Source organism: Pseudomonas sp. SG20052 (genome assembly GCF_031766055.1).
Taxonomy (GTDB): domain Bacteria; phylum Pseudomonadota; class Gammaproteobacteria; order Pseudomonadales; family Pseudomonadaceae; genus Aquipseudomonas; species Aquipseudomonas mandelii.
The window spans coordinates 6,447,763-6,462,385 of sequence record NZ_CP134498.1; the positions used below are offsets into that span (position 1 = coordinate 6,447,763).

Genomic DNA, 14,623 nt, shown 5'->3' on the forward strand with positions numbered 1-14,623 from the left:
GGTGTTTGTTAGTTCTGCGCTGGTTTTTTGAAGACGTAGAACAGGTTCGGCTCGCTCACCAGGTACATCGTGCCATCGTCATCCATGGCGATGCCTTCCGCTTGCGGCACGGTCTTCTGCAACCCCTGTCGCCCCTTGCTCAGCGACATGGTGCTCAGCGGTCGCCCGTCCACATCCAGCTCCAGAATCAGCCGCGACTCGTCGGACAGCGCCAGCAAATGGCCGCTGCGCTCGTCGTATTGCAGGCTCGACAGGTCTCGCACGAACATCCCGGCATCGCGCTTGGGGTTGTTGACCACATGCACCGCGTAGGATTTCTCCGGGTTGTAATGTGGGAAGCCCTGCACTTCGTAGATCAGCATCGGGTCGCGCTCCTTGGCGACGAACAGGCGCTTGCCCACCGAATCGTAAGCCAGGCCTTCGAAACCCTTGTTGCCGCTCATGTGCACGCCGAGGGTCATCTGCTCGGCGTCCGCCGCGTCGAGGAACGTCGTGCCCTTATCCAGATGAATCTTGATCAGCCGCTGCTGGCGTTCATCGGTGATCACGTATGTGTCGGCGCTGATGAACTCCACCGCCTCCGGATCACCGAAGCCGACCAGCGAAATGCGTCGGACGATCCGCCCGTCCAGCGACAGCTCGATCAGCTCGGCGTTTTTGTTGGTGACGGTAAACAGGCTTTTGCGCACCGGATCGAAGGTCAGCGCCGACACGTCGTCGTTCAGCCCGTCAATGACCCGGGCTTCGATCTCCACCCGGTATTGATCCAGGCCGATGGACTCGCTGCTTAAAGGTTGCCAGAGGGTGTGCAGGTTGAACCAGGCGCGCTCGAACAGACGCATGTATTGGCCAACCGCAATCAGCGCGACCAGTGCAATGACTGTCAGGATCAAAATAAGGGGTTTGGGACGGGCAAGTCGGCGCATTCAGGCGGGCTCGGAAACAGAAACAGGCGGATGAAATATCACGTCTGTATGAATTCAAGCTTAATGGCCAGTTGCCTTTGACCACAACGCCTGGATTCTGAGCGCCTATTTCTGCTTTTCGAAACGGTAGAACAGGTTCGGCTCACTCACCATGTACAGCGTGCCCGCCTCGTCCATGGTCACGCCTTCGGCGCGCGGAATGGTCTTCTTCAAGCCGTTGAAGCCGCCCAGCAAGGTCATGAAGCTGACCTGCTCGCCCTTCTCGTCCAGTTCCAGCAACAAGTGGGAATCGGCGGACAGCACCAGGGTGTGGCCTGTACGCGGGTCGATGGCCAGTCCCGACAGGTTGCGGATGTCGAGTTCGTCATTGGCGAGTTTCTGCTTGTCGCCCTTGAGGGTCTGGCTGCCGTCGCTTTTCCAGCTGAACAGCGCAGGCGGACGCTCCTCACCCAGGAGGATTTGCTGATTGCGCGGGTCATAGACGATGGCTTCGAAGGCCTTGTTCTGGTCTTTCGAAGGGCCGAGGTCGTATTTAGGGAAGTTGGCGATATTCAGTTCACGCGTGTCGGCATCGACCTTGACGATGGAGAGCATATGCTCACGCTCATCGACGATGGCCAGCAGACCATTGCCCATCATGGTCAGGCCTTCAGGGTTGCTCCAGCCCACCAGCGGCATCTTACGCAGGACATCGCCTTGCAAGGTCAGCTCAACGAGGAACGGGTTTTTGCCCATGACCGAAAACAGGGTTTTGGTGTGCGGGTTGTAAGCCAGGTCCGACGCTTCGTCCTTCTCCATGCCCGGCAGCAGCTTGGCGTCGATCACTGCGCGGTAATCCGGTAGCCAGATACTTTCCTGACGCTCGGCCGGGCTTTCAAAACGCTCATGCAGCCAGAGCACACCGCGATCGTCCCAATGCATCGCAAAGGCGAGGCCATAAACGGCGACGGCCACCAGCAAAAGCCAGGAATACCAACGCATGACAAAGCGCGAGCGGCGGGCAGTTTTGACAGTGGGCAGCGGTCGGGTGGCCATTCAGGATGCGTTCCAGAAATTCAGGCTACGGGTAATAGCACAATTGGGACCGGCTCAGACGCCGGAATCCGCGGAATTATCCAGACAAGATGTGAAAAAAACGGGAAATGGCGGGATTGCCCTTCTGCGGGCCACCACAAACCGATGTCGGAGCGAGCCTGCTCGCGATGAGGGCGTGTCAGTCAACAGAGATGTCGAATGACAGGCCGGTATCGCGAGCAGGCTCACGCCTACAGGGTTTTGCGGTGTTTGGGTTAACGGACGCTGCTGGTGAAACTGCTCGCGCCGGACAGTTCGATCACCAGTTCATCACCGACATTCAGCGGGCCAACGCCCACGGGCGTGCCGGTCAGGATCACGTCCCCGGCCTGTAGCGAGAAGCAACCGGCCATGTGCTGGATCATCGGCACGATCGGGTTGAGCATGGCGCTGCTGTTGCCATCCTGGCGCACTTCGCCATTGATGGTCAGGCGAATGCCGATGTCAGTCAGGTCGGCAAAGGTGCTGCCGGACACGAACGGCGCAATCACCGCCGCGCCGTCGAAGGACTTGGCGATTTCCCACGGCAGGCCCTTGGATTTCAGCTCGGCCTGCTTGTCGCGCAACGTCAGGTCCAGGGCCGGGGCGAAACCGGAAATCGCATCCAGCACCTCTTCACGGCTTGGCTTGGTCGACAACGGCTTGCCGATCAACACCGCGATTTCCGCTTCGTAATGCACCGAACCGCGCTCGGTCGGAATGCTGAAACCGCCTTCCAGCGGCACCACGCAACTGCCTGGCTTGATGAACAGCAGCGGCTCGGTAGGCACCGGATTGTCCAGTTCCTTGGCGTGTTCGGCGTAGTTGCGGCCAATGCACACCACTTTCCCCAGCGGGAAGTGAATACGCGTACCGTCGACATACTGGTGCTGATAGCTCATTACCGACTCCTGTTCCGTTGATTCAAACAGCGAAGATCTTGCCCGGGTTCATGATGCCGTTCGGGTCGAACACCGCCTTGACGGCTTTCATGTATTCGATCTCGACCGGCGAGCGGCTGTAGGTCAAGTAATCACGCTTGGTCATGCCCACGCCGTGTTCGGCGGAAATCGAGCCGTTGTACTTCTCGACCGTTTCGAACACCCACTTGTTGACGGTGGCGCACTTGGCGAAGAACTCGTCCTTGCTCAGGTTTTCCGGCTTGAGAATGTTCAAGTGCAGGTTGCCGTCGCCGATGTGGCCGAACCAGACGATTTCGAAATCCGGGTAGTGTTCGCCGACAATCGCGTCGATTTCCTTCAGGAATGCCGGGACTTTCGACACGGTGACCGAAATGTCGTTCTTGTATGGCGTCCAGTGGGAAATGGTTTCGGAAATGTATTCGCGTAGTTTCCACAGGTTCTGCAGCTGGGTTTCGCTCTGGCTCATGACGCCGTCCAGCACCCAGCCCTGCTCGACGCAGTGCTCAAAGGTTTCCAGGGCGTGGTTGGCCACTTCTTCGGTGGTCGCTTCGAATTCCAGCAGCGCGTAGAACGGGCAATCGGTTTCAAACGCCGCCGGCACGTCGCCGCGGGCCATGACCTTGGCCAGGGCCTTGTCGGAGAAGAACTCGAAGGCGGTCAGGTCGAGTTTGCTCTGGAACGCGTGCAGCACCGGCATGATCGAGTCGAAATCGGCGGTGCCGAGGACCATCGCGGTGAGATTTTTCGGCGCACGGTCCAGGCGCATGGTCGCTTCGACGACAAACCCGAGGGTGCCTTCGGCGCCGATGAACAGCTGACGCAGGTCGTAGCCGGTGGCGTTCTTGATCAGGTCGCGGTTCAGTTCCAGCAGATCGCCCTTGCCGGTGACGACTTTCATGCCGGCTACCCAGTTGCGGGTCATGCCGTAGCGAATCACCTTGATTCCGCCGGCATTGGTGCCGATATTGCCGCCAATCTGGCTCGAACCCGCCGACGCAAAATCCACCGGGTAATACAGGCCTTTTTCTTCAGCCACGTTCTGCAGATGCTCGGTGACCACGCCTGGCTGGCACACCGCCGTGCGGTCGGTCAGGTTCACGTCGAGAATCTGGTTCATGTAGTCGAACGACACGACCACTTCACCATTGGCCGCCACCGCAGCGGCGGAAAGACCGGTACGACCGCCGGACGGCACCAGCGCCACCTTGTGCGTGTTGGCCCAACGGACAATGGCCTGGACCTGCTCGATGGTCTTGGGGAACACGATGGCGGTCGGGGCCGGGGCGAAATGCTTGGTCCAATCCTTGCCATAAGTATTCAGGGAGTCGGCGTCGGTCAACACCTTGCCAGGCTCAACCAGGGTCTTCAGCTCATCAATCAGGGCAGGATTGGTCATCGACAGAACTCTCGAACAATTCATGGTCATCCTGAGAACGCTTCACGTCGCAGGAATGAGTGTTTAGCGGGGTGCGTATGCTAGCATACCGACCCCGCAGGGTAGTGCCCAACGGCTATTCTGCGGTGACGGCATTCTTGCCGTCCGGGTCAGCGTTATGTGCCCTGTTTTATACGTACGATCCTCTTTTGGCGAGTGGCTGTTGTCGTCAGGCAAGGCGCCGCGACGAGTCATAGCCCGCTATGGCGAGGAGCGGCAACGCAGCATGACGGCAACAGACGCCGTCAAAAAGGATCAGTACGTATAAGACAGGGCACCCTGACTATTTCCTGCCATTTTTCTCCGGGATACAGGTTTACGCAGATGAGCAAGACTTCTCTCGATAAGAGCAAGATCAAGTTCCTTCTTCTCGAAGGCGTCCACCAATCGGCTGTCGACGTCCTCAAGTCGGCGGGCTACACCAGCATCGAGTACCTCACTGGTTCTCTGCCGGAAGCCCAGCTGAAGGAAAAGATCGCTGATGCGCACTTCATCGGCATTCGCTCTCGCACCCAACTGACCGAAGAGATCTTCGATCACGCGAAGAAGCTCGTGGCTGTAGGGTGTTTCTGCATCGGCACCAACCAGGTCGACCTGAACGCGGCGCGCGAACGCGGCATCGCGGTGTTCAACGCCCCGTACTCCAACACTCGCTCCGTTGCCGAGCTGGTGCTGGCCGAAGCGATCCTGTTGCTGCGCGGCATTCCTGAGAAAAACGCATCCTGCCACCGTGGCGGCTGGATCAAGAGCGCGGCCAACTCCTTCGAGATCCGCGGCAAGAAGCTGGGCATCGTCGGCTACGGCTCGATCGGCACTCAACTGTCGGTCCTGGCGGAAGGCCTGGGCATGCAGGTGTACTTCTACGACACCGTGACCAAGCTGCCATTGGGCAATGCAACCCAGGTCGGTAACCTGACCGAGCTGCTGGGCATGTCCGACATCGTTACCCTGCACGTTCCGGAAACCGCGGCGACCCAGTGGATGATCGGCGAGAAGGAAATCCGCGCCATCAAGAAGGGCGGAATTCTGATCAACGCCGCACGCGGCACCGTGGTCGAACTGGACGCCCTGGCGGACGCGATCAAGGACAAGCACCTGATCGGCGCGGCCATCGACGTGTTCCCGGTGGAGCCACGCTCCAACGACGAAGAGTTCGAAAGCCCGCTGCGTGGCCTGGACAACGTGATCCTGACCCCGCACATCGGTGGTTCCACCGCCGAGGCGCAGGCCAACATCGGTCTGGAAGTGGCAGAAAAACTGGTCAAGTACAGCGACAACGGCACCTCGGTGTCGTCCGTGAACTTCCCGGAAGTGGCCCTGCCGGCTCACCCTGGCAAGCACCGCCTGCTGCACATCCACCAGAACATTCCGGGTGTGATGAGCGAGATCAACAAGGTCTTCGCCGAAAACGGCATCAACATCTCCGGTCAGTTCCTGCAGACCAACGAGAAAGTCGGCTACGTGGTCATCGACGTAGACGCCGATTACTCGGAAATCGCCCAGGAGAAACTGCAGCACATCAACGGCACTATTCGTTGCCGCGTGTTGTTCTGACAGTGACTTGAGCGACAAAAAAAGGAGCCCTTCGGGGCTCCTTTTTCATGCGCTACCGTGTCATTTGACGTTGACGGTGATCTTCTTCGACACGATGGGCGGATCGAACGGCATGTGTCCGCTGTCGCCCAGCTCAAGCTGCAAGGTGTGTTTGCCCGGGGCCAGTTTGATTTCGGCCTGGGTCTGCGCCTTGCCGAAGTGCATGTGGTTAGCATCCAGCGGAATCGGTGCGCCGGCGGCCGGCAGTTTGTCGACATCGATCAGCAAGTGGTGGTGACCGGTGTTCTTGGTGACATCCCCGGCCGGTGCCAGGGCGATGTCCTTGACGCCGAATTTGACGGTGAAGGTTTCCGGGACAGTGGCGCCGTCTGCGGGAGATACGATAAACACTTCTGCACCCTTGGGCGCCGGAGTCGCAGCCGTTGCCAGCATCGAAGCACTCAGCAGCAGCCCAGCCAATGCTGCTCGTGACATAAACGTTTTCATTCTCTTCTCCAGTTTTTCCGTAAAATCCGCGTGGCCGAGACAACTTCACGGCCATTTGTTGTCGAAGGACCTCGACAACCATAGCAAAGCGAGCCTGAATCAGAGCATCGCGATAAATGTATTCAAAGGAGTGACCATGCGCTTTTTGCCTGGCCTGATCTGCCTGCTACCCCTTTTGAGCCCTTTGGCCCATGCCGAACTGATTGACGATGTAAACGATCGGGGCGAACTGCGTATTGCCCTTGAGGCTAATACACCCCCCTTCAATTTCAAGGACGAGGGCAAACTCACCGGCTTCGAAGTGGAATTGGGCCAACAGCTGGCCAAAGAACTGGACGTGCGGGCCGACTTCGTCGTGACCGATTCCAGCGACCTGTTGTCCGGCGTTGAAACCGGCAAGTACGACATCGCCATCAACCACATAGCAATGACCCCGGATCTCAAGGATCGTTTCGACTTCACCGAGCCTTACATTCAAACCAATGCGCAATTGATCGCGCAGAAAGAAGAGCCGCGTTCGATCCTGTTGGTGCAGTCGCTGACGGAAGAAAAGCCGAAAACCGCCCCGGCTGTGGATTTGGCGATTCCGTTTCAGAAGGGTAACCCCGCGTTTCACGCCAGCCTGGAAGCTGCGTTGAAGCGGATCAAGGCGGATGGTCGACTGGGGGCGCTGGAGCAGAAGTGGTTTGGGGCGGATGCGAGTGTGGCGCCCAAACCCTGATCCCGGACTGACGACCAACCCTGTAGGAGTGAGCCTGCAGGGTGTGAAGGTGGTTAGTCTTGCGCGGTCAATGCAGCGGACGCTTCGGCCAGCTCCAACTCACTGAAGACTTGCACACCATGGCGTTTGAGCAACGCCGCCGTCACCCCCTCGCCGCTGACCTTCACACCGCTGAAGCTCCCGTCATACGTCAGCAAATTCCCGCACGACGGGCTGTTGGCCTTGAGCACGGCGATGCGGATGCCGTGCTTTCGCACCAACTCCAGCGCCTGATAAGCCCCCGAGAGAAACTCGGCGCTGACGTCCTCACCCTCGGTAGTGATGACGGAGGCGTGGCCATCCAGCACTTCACCGCCCTGCCCGCCCGGAATTTCCGCTGCGGCCCTGGGTGTTGGCAAACCACCGGCAACCTCCGGGCACAACGGCACCACGCGACCTTCATCGAGCCACTGTTGAAGCTGATCGAACGGCCCGCTCGCCCCGCCGTCGTAACGCACGCGATGGCCCAGCAGGCAGCGGCTTACCAGAATCTTCTGCATGATCAGAACGGCTCGTTACCGCGGCGCCGGAACCAGCCCGTCAATGACAGGCGATCCCGGGTCGCGGGCAGGACTTCGTGAGGCACCTCGCCTGACAGAAACACCACCAGGCATCCGCCAGTGGGCACCACGTCGTGTTCGACGCCGTCCCCCAAATACATGCGCAACTGGCCTCCGTGCTCGGGCAGCCAGCCGTCATTGAGGTAGATCACCGCCGAAACCATGCGCCGGTCGTCATCCCGAAAACGATCGACATGCTTGAGGTAAAACGCACCGGGCGGGTACAGGGCGAAATGGCTTTCGAAATCTTCCAGGCCCAGGTACAACCCGCGATTCATCGCCTCGCGCAGGCTGTCCATCAAGCTCAGGTAACTGTCGCACGCCAACGCCTGGCCGGGCTCGATCCACTGGATGTGGTCGCCGCGGATCCCCTCGCGAATCTCCGACGTCGGCCCTCGCCCCACGGCCGCCGGGGCCAGTTCGCCCTCAGCTGCACGTTTACGGCACTCAGCCGCCAGTTCCCGGGTCAGACCCAGAGGCAGGAAAATATTCTGCTGCGACCAGCCGCGCTCGGCCAGGTCGTCGACGATACGTAACAGCAGCGGGTGATCAGAGGATATTTGCATGGCGCGCATAGTATTCCTGTGCCTGCAAATCCGACAGAGCCGCGCGGCGGAGGATTTGTCGGATTACTGATACGAATTCTCGACAAGTACGAAAGCCGCACGGAGAATAGTCGCCTGCTGACAGGAGTCCCTATGCGCCGTTTGTTTTTTTCATTGCTGATGCTCTGTGTGTTGCCCGCTTGGGCAGACGGCCACGACCAGTTGTACAAGGTCGCCGGTTGGCCAGATCAGCGCGCGCATTTTAACGACGCCCTCTCTGCCGCTCAGCAGCGCTACCAGAACAGCCTGCCACCGGCGGTGTTTCAAGCCTTGGTGAACAACAGCAATCAACGTTTCGCCTCCCAGGCCGTGGACCAGCGCGCCGAAGCTCAATTGCGCAAAAGCCTCGCCGATCCGCAACCTGCGCTGACCTTCTTTCAATCCCCGCTGGGCAAGAAAATCGTCGCCGCCGAATTGCTGGCGACCCGTCGCGATCAACTGGCGAAAAACGCCAAGGGTTTGCCGAAGATTCAGGCCAGTGACAGCCGTCTGCTGATCATCGGCCACCTGGCCCAGGCCCTGCCCGCTCGCGAGGCTGGTGCGGAAGTCAGCCTGGCGATCGCCGGTGTCGCGGCTGACAGCCTGAGTTCGATGATCCCGGGGTTGCTCGGTGGCGGTCAGGCGCAAGGGGTGTTGAACGGACAGCGCCAGCGTTTGATGGAACAGATTGGTGCTGATCTGAACAACACGCTGTTGTATGTGTATCGCGATCTGTCGGATGAAGAACTGGAAGAGTTCGCCACGTTTGCCGAGTCCACCGAGGGCAAGGCGTATTACCAGGCAGCGCTGGCAGCCATTCGGGCGGGGTTGGCGGTGGGGCAGGATCCGGCGAATCTCAGTCAGTAATCTTTAGCGCCTGATACACCGACTTGCCCGCGATGAGGCCCTCACTTGCGCTAAAGATTCCGACCCTTGATCCGCTTGGTCAAAAACCCGAAATACTCCCGCCGCAACCCAACCGTCTCATTCGCCAGATGATGCCGCGCCTCCGGCAGCATCAATACCTGCGGCCGATCAAACTTGGCCTTCAACACCTCAAGGTTATGCTCCCAATCCACCGTCATGTCCGACTGCCCCTGCACAATCAGCGGTCGCCGTGGACTGTTCGGTGCCGCCTCGATTCGCTTGATCCACCGCGCCAACGCACCGACCCACGCCGTTGGCAGTCGCAGCGCTTGCAACGGATCGGCTTGCAGGAACGACAGGAACTCAGGGTCGTTGGAATTCTCGCTGAAGCGCCGGGCAATGCCGTTCACGAAAGGCTTGAGCAGGTAATAACTGAGCTGCGACCAGCCCCAGGCGCGCGGCCGAACCAGCGGTGACAGCAGAATCACCTGACCCTGGGCCGGACTGTCTGCACCGTGGTTAAGTACATGATCGATCACGATCGCCCCGCCAGTACTTTGCCCGCACAGGTGCCACGGCTGTGGGAGGTCGAGCGACTGCGCCTCGGCAAGCAACCCTTCCAGGGTGTGCTGATACTCGGCGAAATCCTTGATGCTCGCCCGCTCGCCACTGGACAGGCCATGCCCCGGCAAGTCGCAGGCAATCACTGCGAAGCCCTGATCCAGCGCCCACTCGATCACATGCCGGTAGAGCCCGGTGTGGTCGTAGAAGCCATGGAACATAAACAGCGTCGCCTTCGCCTGGTCAGGCCACCAGACCTGGCTGACCACTTCGTAGCCATCGACCTCGAAACGCCCCAACCCGCGGCTCAAAATTCGCCCCGGAAAATCCAGCCCGTAAAACCGCTGATAGGCCAGCGCCTCCACCGAAAGCGGCTGCCATTCGGCCAATGGCCGCAGGCTGGCGCGCAAATGATCGGGGTCGAAAGTGGCAGACATGAGCTATTTCCAGAGCGTTAAACAGACTTTATGGGCCTGCGATATTCATCTGTCGCGGCAAGCATGGCAAGCTAGCCGACCTTCGAGGATTGAAACCCATGCGCCCGGCCTACCGCACCACACTGCTTGCCAGCCTGCTCGCCCTCGTGTGTGCCGGCGTCTTGTGGGCGGCCTATGACTGGTTTCAGGGGCGCTACCTGCGCGCCTTCAGTTCACACACCGCGTTATTTTCCGGTGATCCGCTGCGCCTGCCCGCCGACCTCGCCGGCCCCGGCGCCATACGCCTGGTGCACTTCTGGGACCCGGCCTGCCCGTGCAATGTCGGCAACCAGCAACACCTGACTGAACTGGTCGATCAATACGTACCGCAGGGCGTGGAGTTTTACGCGGTCCAAAAACCCGGCAGCCACGGTCAGTTGCCCAGCACCTTGAGCCGCCTGAAAACCATCACCGTTCTCCCGGGTTCCGAACAGATCCCCGCCAGCCCGGCGGTGGCGATCTGGGACCGCAGCGGCAAACTGGCCTACTTCGGCCCGTACAGCGAAGGCCTGACCTGCAATTCGAACAACAGCTTTATCGAGCCCATCCTGCAAGCACTCAGCGAAGGTCGTGCGGTGGGCGCCACCCATACGCTGGCGGTCGGTTGCTACTGCCCTTGGCCGGAGGAAGCGAAGTAAGGCAATCCTGACTTTTCCAGGACCGTGATGCCCGGCACAGAAGGTCTGTGCTACATGTTTGCAGCCCGCACGGGCGGCAATCCCGAAGAACAAGGAGTCACCATGAAACGCGTCCTGACCGTACTTGTATTGCTGATCGTCACGCTCGTCATCGGGGTCGGCGGGTACGTGTACATCAAGCAGCCGACGCGCCAGGGCCAGGTGGAGTTGCAGCATCTTCAGGGCTCGGTGACCGTGCGTTACGACGAGCGCGGCGTGCCGCATATCCGCGCCGAAAACGAAACCGACCTCTACCGCACCCTCGGCTACGTGCAGGCTCAGGATCGGTTGTTCCAGATGGAAGCCATGCGCCGCCTCGCCCGGGGTGAGCTGGCCGAAATCCTCGGACCGAAACTGATCGACACCGACAAACTGTTCCGCAGCTTGCGTATCCGGGAGCGCGCCGAGAGTTATGTGGCCGCACTGGATCGTCAGTCACCGGCATGGAAGGCGCTGGAAGCCTATCTGGATGGCATCAACCAGTATCAGGACACTCACGCGGCGCCCATGGAGTTCGACGTGCTGGGCATCCACAAGCGCCCGTTCACCGCCGAAGACAGCATCAGCGTCGCCGGTTACATGGCGTACAGTTTTGCCGCCGCGTTTCGCACCGAGCCTTTACTGACGTTTGTGCGCGACCAACTGGGCGTCGAGTACCTGAGTGTTTTCGAACTCGACTGGCAGCCCAAAGGCGTATTGGCCAAGACGCGCACACCCGGCCCCGCCCTCGCTGCCGGTGACTGGAAAGACCTGAACGCCCTCGCCCGCCTGAGCGAACAGGCCTTGGCCGACAACGGCCTGCCGCAGTTCGAAGGCAGCAACGCCTGGGTGATTGCCGGCAACCGCAGCAAAAGCGGCAAGCCGCTGCTGGCCGGTGACCCGCACATTCGCTTCTCGGTGCCGTCGGTATGGTACGAGGCGCAATTGTCGGCGCCGGGCTTCGAGCTCTACGGTCATCATCAGGCGCTGGTGCCGTTTGCCTTTCTCGGCCACAACCTGGACTTCGGCTGGAGCCTGACGATGTTCCAGAACGACGACCTCGACCTGATCGCCGAGAAAATCAACCCGGACAACCCGAACCAGGTCTGGTATCGCGGCAAATGGGTCGACATGGTCAACACCGAGCAACAGATCGCGGTGAAAGGCCAGGCGCCGGTCACCCTGAGGCTGCGCCAGTCGCCCCACGGCCCGATCATCAACGATGTGCTGGGCAGCGCCGCCGGCAAGACACCGGTGTCCATGTGGTGGGCGTTCCTTGAAACGCCGAACCCGATCCTCGAAGGTTTCTACCAGCTCAACCGCGCCGACACCCTGGCCAAGGCCCGCGCCGCAGCGGCCAAGGTTCAGGCACCGGGATTGAACATTGTCTACGCCAACGCCAAGGGCGACATCGGTTGGTGGGCCTCGGCGCTGCTGCCCAAGCGTGCGGCCGGGGTGAAGCCCGGTTTTATCCTCGACGGCAGCACCAATCAGGCGGACAAGGAGGGTTTCTACCCGTTCAGCGCCAACCCGCAGGAAGAAAATCCGGCGCGCGGCTACATCGTCTCGGCCAACTTTCAGCCCGTTTCGCCGACTGGCATAGAGATTCCCGGTTACTACAACCTCGCCGATCGCGGCCAGCAACTCAATCATCAGCTCAGAGACAAGAGCGTGAAATGGGACAACGAGGCCAACCAGAAGCTGCAACTGGGCACCACCACCGCCTACGGCCCGCGTCTGTTGGCGCCGCTGTTGCCGGTACTGCGTGAAGGGGTGAGCGATCCCGCCGAACTGAAACTGGTCGAGCAACTGGCGCAATGGAAAGGCGATTACCCGCTGGATTCCACCAGCGCCACGCTGTTCAACCAGTTCCTGTTCAACCTGGCCGACGCGACGATGCACGATGAGCTGGGGAATGATTTTTTCGAGACCCTGCTCTCGACTCGCGTGATCGACGCTGCGCTACCCCGCCTGGCCGCGACGGCCGATTCGCCGTGGTGGGACAACCGCAACACCCTCGGCAAGGAAACCCGCGCCGATACAGTGAAAGTGGCCTGGCAAGCGAGCATCGCCCACCTAAAGACCACCCTTGGCCCTGACGTCGCGCACTGGCAGTGGGGCAAGGCGCACACCCTGACCCACGATCACCCCTTGGGCGTGCAGAAGCCGCTGGACCGAATCTTCAACGTCGGCCCGTTCGCGGCGCCCGGCACCCATGAAGTGCCGAACAACCTCTCGGCCAAGATCGGCCCGGCGCCGTGGCCGGTGACGTATGGCCCATCGACGCGGCGCCTGGTGGACTTTGCCGACCCGTCCCACAGCCTGACCATCAACCCGGTCGGCCAGAGCGGCGTGCCGTTCGACAGCCATTACGAAGACCAGGCCGAGGCGTATGTCGAAGGGATTTACTACGAGGCGCACTTCAATAACGAAGAAGTCACGGCCAATACGCGCAGTACGTTGAAGCTGTTGCCGGCGCGAAGTGCTCAATAGTTTTGTATTGGCTGGACTGGCCTCATCGCCAGCAGGCTGGCTCCCACAGTGATCCTGTGCACGCGGATCCATTGTGGGAGCCAGCCTGCTGGCGATGAGGCCCGCAAGAACAACGCCTGTTCATGGCTCAAACCATTGCCGCAAAATTCAACCTGAACTGCTGCGGCGTCACTCCCAATCGGCGACTGAACACCGTGCGCATGTGCTGGGCATCGCGAAACCCGCATTGATACGCCACCGTTTTGAGCGGTGAATGGGTGCTTTCAAGCAGCACCCGCGCCGCGTCCACCCTCGCCCGCTCGACGAATTCCGCCGGGGTGATTTTCGCCTCCTTGGCGAACACCCGGGAAAAGTTGCGGGCGCTCATGTTGGCCGCGTTCGCCAGATCGGCAATGGTCAGGTCGCCGGTCAGGTTGGCCAGGACGTAGAGTTGCACCAGTGCCACCGCCGACGTCGGTTCGGCGTGGGGCGTGAGGAACGGGCTGAACTGCGATTGCCCGCCCGAGCGTTGGGTGAACACCACCAGCCGCTTGGCCACGCTCAATGCCACTTCCGGTCCGTGGTCCCGAGCCAAGAGGTACAACGACAAATCAATCCCCGCCGTGACGCCGGCCGAGGTGAAGAGCTCACCGTCCTGAACGTAGAGGCGATCGGCATCGACCTGAGTCGATGGGCACGCTGTCGCCAACGCCGCGGCATCATCCCAATGGGTGGTGACGGTCCGTCCTTCGAGCAATCCGGCCCGGGCCAGCATGAACGCGCCGTTGCAGATCGAACCAAATCGTTGCGCCCGCGCACAGGCATCGCGCAACCAGCCATCGAAGGCCGGGCCAAAATCCAGGAACGGCAATTGCGGCCCGCCGGCCACCAGCAGCAAGTCATAAGCCTCCAGCGCTTCGCTGAAATGCCGATGGGCATTGAGCGACAAACCGTTGGAGCACGCCATCATCCCGTGCTCGACGCCGATAACCTCTAGCCGGTAATGGTCATGCGGTTCGAGGAAGCGATTGGCTTCGCAAAACACATCCATGGGACCGGTGACGTCCAACGACTGGACGCCAGCGAACACTACGATGGCAACGGTTTTACTCATGGTTGGACTGCCTCTACGGGTCACACTTACCTGTGGCGAGGGAGCTTACTCGCGCTGGAGTGCGCAGCACTCCCATTCCTGTCACTACTGTTTGCCTGGTGTAATTGAGTTGCAGGTTTTGGAGCCGCTTCGCAGCCCAGCGGGAGCAAGCTCCCTCGCCACAAAAGCGTATTCGCCGGTACCAAACTTAGCCAAC

The 14,623-nt window shown here is 60.4% G+C and carries 14 protein-coding genes; 5 read left to right on the forward strand and 9 right to left on the reverse strand.

Annotated elements, in window-relative coordinates:
* Window positions 1–8: 8 nt before the first annotated feature.
* From RHP74_RS29670 to RHP74_RS29685, 4 genes are all read right to left on the reverse strand, one after another.
* Window positions 9–926 (reverse strand): SdiA-regulated domain-containing protein, encoded by a 918-nt coding sequence (locus tag RHP74_RS29670; protein WP_311096845.1) that lies wholly within the window; start codon window positions 924–926, stop codon window positions 9–11.
* 105 nt (window positions 927–1,031) lie between these two features.
* Window positions 1,032–1,961, reverse strand: a complete 930-nt coding sequence (locus tag RHP74_RS29675; protein ID WP_154502110.1) for an SdiA-regulated domain-containing protein — start codon at window positions 1,959–1,961, stop codon at window positions 1,032–1,034.
* Window positions 1,962–2,215: 254 nt separating this feature from the next.
* Window positions 2,216–2,881, reverse strand: a complete 666-nt coding sequence (locus RHP74_RS29680; RefSeq protein WP_010466720.1) for a fumarylacetoacetate hydrolase family protein — start codon at window positions 2,879–2,881, stop codon at window positions 2,216–2,218.
* A gap of 22 nt (window positions 2,882–2,903) precedes the next feature.
* Complete coding sequence (locus RHP74_RS29685) at window positions 2,904–4,298, reverse strand: FAD-binding oxidoreductase (protein ID WP_154913141.1); 1,395 nt, start codon at window positions 4,296–4,298, stop codon at window positions 2,904–2,906.
* A gap of 363 nt (window positions 4,299–4,661) precedes the next feature.
* On the opposite strand from RHP74_RS29685, the gene serA reads away from it, so the two are divergent.
* Window positions 4,662–5,891: a phosphoglycerate dehydrogenase gene (gene serA, locus RHP74_RS29690; protein ID WP_010466716.1), complete on the forward strand. Its 1,230-nt coding sequence runs from the start codon at window positions 4,662–4,664 to the stop codon at window positions 5,889–5,891.
* Window positions 5,892–5,951: 60 nt separating this feature from the next.
* On the opposite strand, the gene RHP74_RS29695 is transcribed toward serA, so the two are convergent.
* Window positions 5,952–6,377 carry a DUF4399 domain-containing protein gene (locus RHP74_RS29695; RefSeq protein WP_077747193.1) on the reverse strand — a complete coding sequence of 142 codons (426 nt, stop codon included), beginning with the start codon at window positions 6,375–6,377 and terminating at the stop codon, window positions 5,952–5,954.
* A 136-nt stretch (window positions 6,378–6,513) separates the two neighbouring features.
* Here RHP74_RS29695 and RHP74_RS29700 point away from each other — a divergent pair, with 136 nt between their 5' ends.
* Window positions 6,514–7,098, forward strand: a complete 585-nt coding sequence (locus RHP74_RS29700) for a transporter substrate-binding domain-containing protein (RefSeq protein ID WP_145306662.1) — start codon at window positions 6,514–6,516, stop codon at window positions 7,096–7,098.
* Window positions 7,099–7,151: 53 nt separating this feature from the next.
* On the opposite strand, the gene RHP74_RS29705 is transcribed toward RHP74_RS29700, so the two are convergent.
* Both RHP74_RS29705 and RHP74_RS29710 read right to left on the reverse strand, forming a co-directional pair.
* A complete protein-coding gene (locus RHP74_RS29705; RefSeq protein ID WP_102594808.1) occupies window positions 7,152–7,637 on the reverse strand; it encodes a DUF523 domain-containing protein in 486 nt (161 codons plus the stop codon).
* A gap of 2 nt (window positions 7,638–7,639) precedes the next feature.
* The gene (locus RHP74_RS29710; RefSeq protein WP_311096846.1) at window positions 7,640–8,272 is read right to left on the reverse strand and encodes a 2OG-Fe(II) oxygenase; all 633 of its coding nucleotides are present in this window, start codon (window positions 8,270–8,272) and stop codon (window positions 7,640–7,642) included.
* A gap of 123 nt (window positions 8,273–8,395) precedes the next feature.
* On the opposite strand from RHP74_RS29710, the gene RHP74_RS29715 reads away from it, so the two are divergent.
* A complete protein-coding gene (locus tag RHP74_RS29715; RefSeq protein WP_010466707.1) occupies window positions 8,396–9,148 on the forward strand; it encodes a DUF2059 domain-containing protein in 753 nt (250 codons plus the stop codon).
* 50 nt (window positions 9,149–9,198) lie between these two features.
* On the opposite strand, the gene RHP74_RS29720 is transcribed toward RHP74_RS29715, so the two are convergent.
* A complete protein-coding gene (locus tag RHP74_RS29720; RefSeq protein ID WP_311096847.1) occupies window positions 9,199–10,146 on the reverse strand; it encodes an alpha/beta hydrolase in 948 nt (315 codons plus the stop codon).
* A 98-nt stretch (window positions 10,147–10,244) separates the two neighbouring features.
* Between RHP74_RS29720 and RHP74_RS29725 the strand changes: the two genes are divergently transcribed.
* Window positions 10,245–10,823 carry a DUF6436 domain-containing protein gene (locus tag RHP74_RS29725; protein ID WP_083375517.1) on the forward strand — a complete coding sequence of 193 codons (579 nt, stop codon included), beginning with the start codon at window positions 10,245–10,247 and terminating at the stop codon, window positions 10,821–10,823.
* 102 nt (window positions 10,824–10,925) lie between these two features.
* Entirely contained in the window at window positions 10,926–13,334 is a 2,409-nt protein-coding gene (locus tag RHP74_RS29730) for a penicillin acylase family protein (RefSeq protein ID WP_311096848.1), read from the forward strand.
* 127 nt (window positions 13,335–13,461) lie between these two features.
* Here RHP74_RS29730 and RHP74_RS29735 read toward each other — a convergent pair whose 3' ends face one another.
* Entirely contained in the window at window positions 13,462–14,427 is a 966-nt protein-coding gene (locus RHP74_RS29735) for a GlxA family transcriptional regulator (RefSeq protein ID WP_311096849.1), read from the reverse strand.
* Window positions 14,428–14,623 lie beyond the last annotated feature (196 nt).

Excerpts from the sequence above, each read along its gene's own strand:
- RHP74_RS29670 (WP_311096845.1), bottom strand. The coding sequence starts at position 926 with ATGCGCCGACTTGCCCGTCCCAAACCCCTTATTTTGATCCTGACAGTC.
- RHP74_RS29675 (WP_154502110.1), bottom strand. The coding sequence starts at position 1,961 with ATGGCCACCCGACCGCTGCCCACTGTCAAAACTGCCCGCCGCTCGCGC.
- RHP74_RS29680 (WP_010466720.1), bottom strand. The coding sequence starts at position 2,881 with ATGAGCTATCAGCACCAGTATGTCGACGGTACGCGTATTCACTTCCCG.
- RHP74_RS29685 (WP_154913141.1), bottom strand. The coding sequence starts at position 4,298 with ATGACCAATCCTGCCCTGATTGATGAGCTGAAGACCCTGGTTGAGCCT.
- serA (WP_010466716.1), top strand. The coding sequence starts at position 4,662 with ATGAGCAAGACTTCTCTCGATAAGAGCAAGATCAAGTTCCTTCTTCTC.
- RHP74_RS29695 (WP_077747193.1), bottom strand. The coding sequence starts at position 6,377 with ATGAAAACGTTTATGTCACGAGCAGCATTGGCTGGGCTGCTGCTGAGT.
- RHP74_RS29700 (WP_145306662.1), top strand. The coding sequence starts at position 6,514 with ATGCGCTTTTTGCCTGGCCTGATCTGCCTGCTACCCCTTTTGAGCCCT.
- RHP74_RS29705 (WP_102594808.1), bottom strand. The coding sequence starts at position 7,637 with ATGCAGAAGATTCTGGTAAGCCGCTGCCTGCTGGGCCATCGCGTGCGT.
- RHP74_RS29710 (WP_311096846.1), bottom strand. The coding sequence starts at position 8,272 with ATGCGCGCCATGCAAATATCCTCTGATCACCCGCTGCTGTTACGTATC.
- RHP74_RS29715 (WP_010466707.1), top strand. The coding sequence starts at position 8,396 with ATGCGCCGTTTGTTTTTTTCATTGCTGATGCTCTGTGTGTTGCCCGCT.
- RHP74_RS29720 (WP_311096847.1), bottom strand. The coding sequence starts at position 10,146 with ATGTCTGCCACTTTCGACCCCGATCATTTGCGCGCCAGCCTGCGGCCA.
- RHP74_RS29725 (WP_083375517.1), top strand. The coding sequence starts at position 10,245 with ATGCGCCCGGCCTACCGCACCACACTGCTTGCCAGCCTGCTCGCCCTC.
- RHP74_RS29730 (WP_311096848.1), top strand. The coding sequence starts at position 10,926 with ATGAAACGCGTCCTGACCGTACTTGTATTGCTGATCGTCACGCTCGTC.
- RHP74_RS29735 (WP_311096849.1), bottom strand. The coding sequence starts at position 14,427 with ATGAGTAAAACCGTTGCCATCGTAGTGTTCGCTGGCGTCCAGTCGTTG.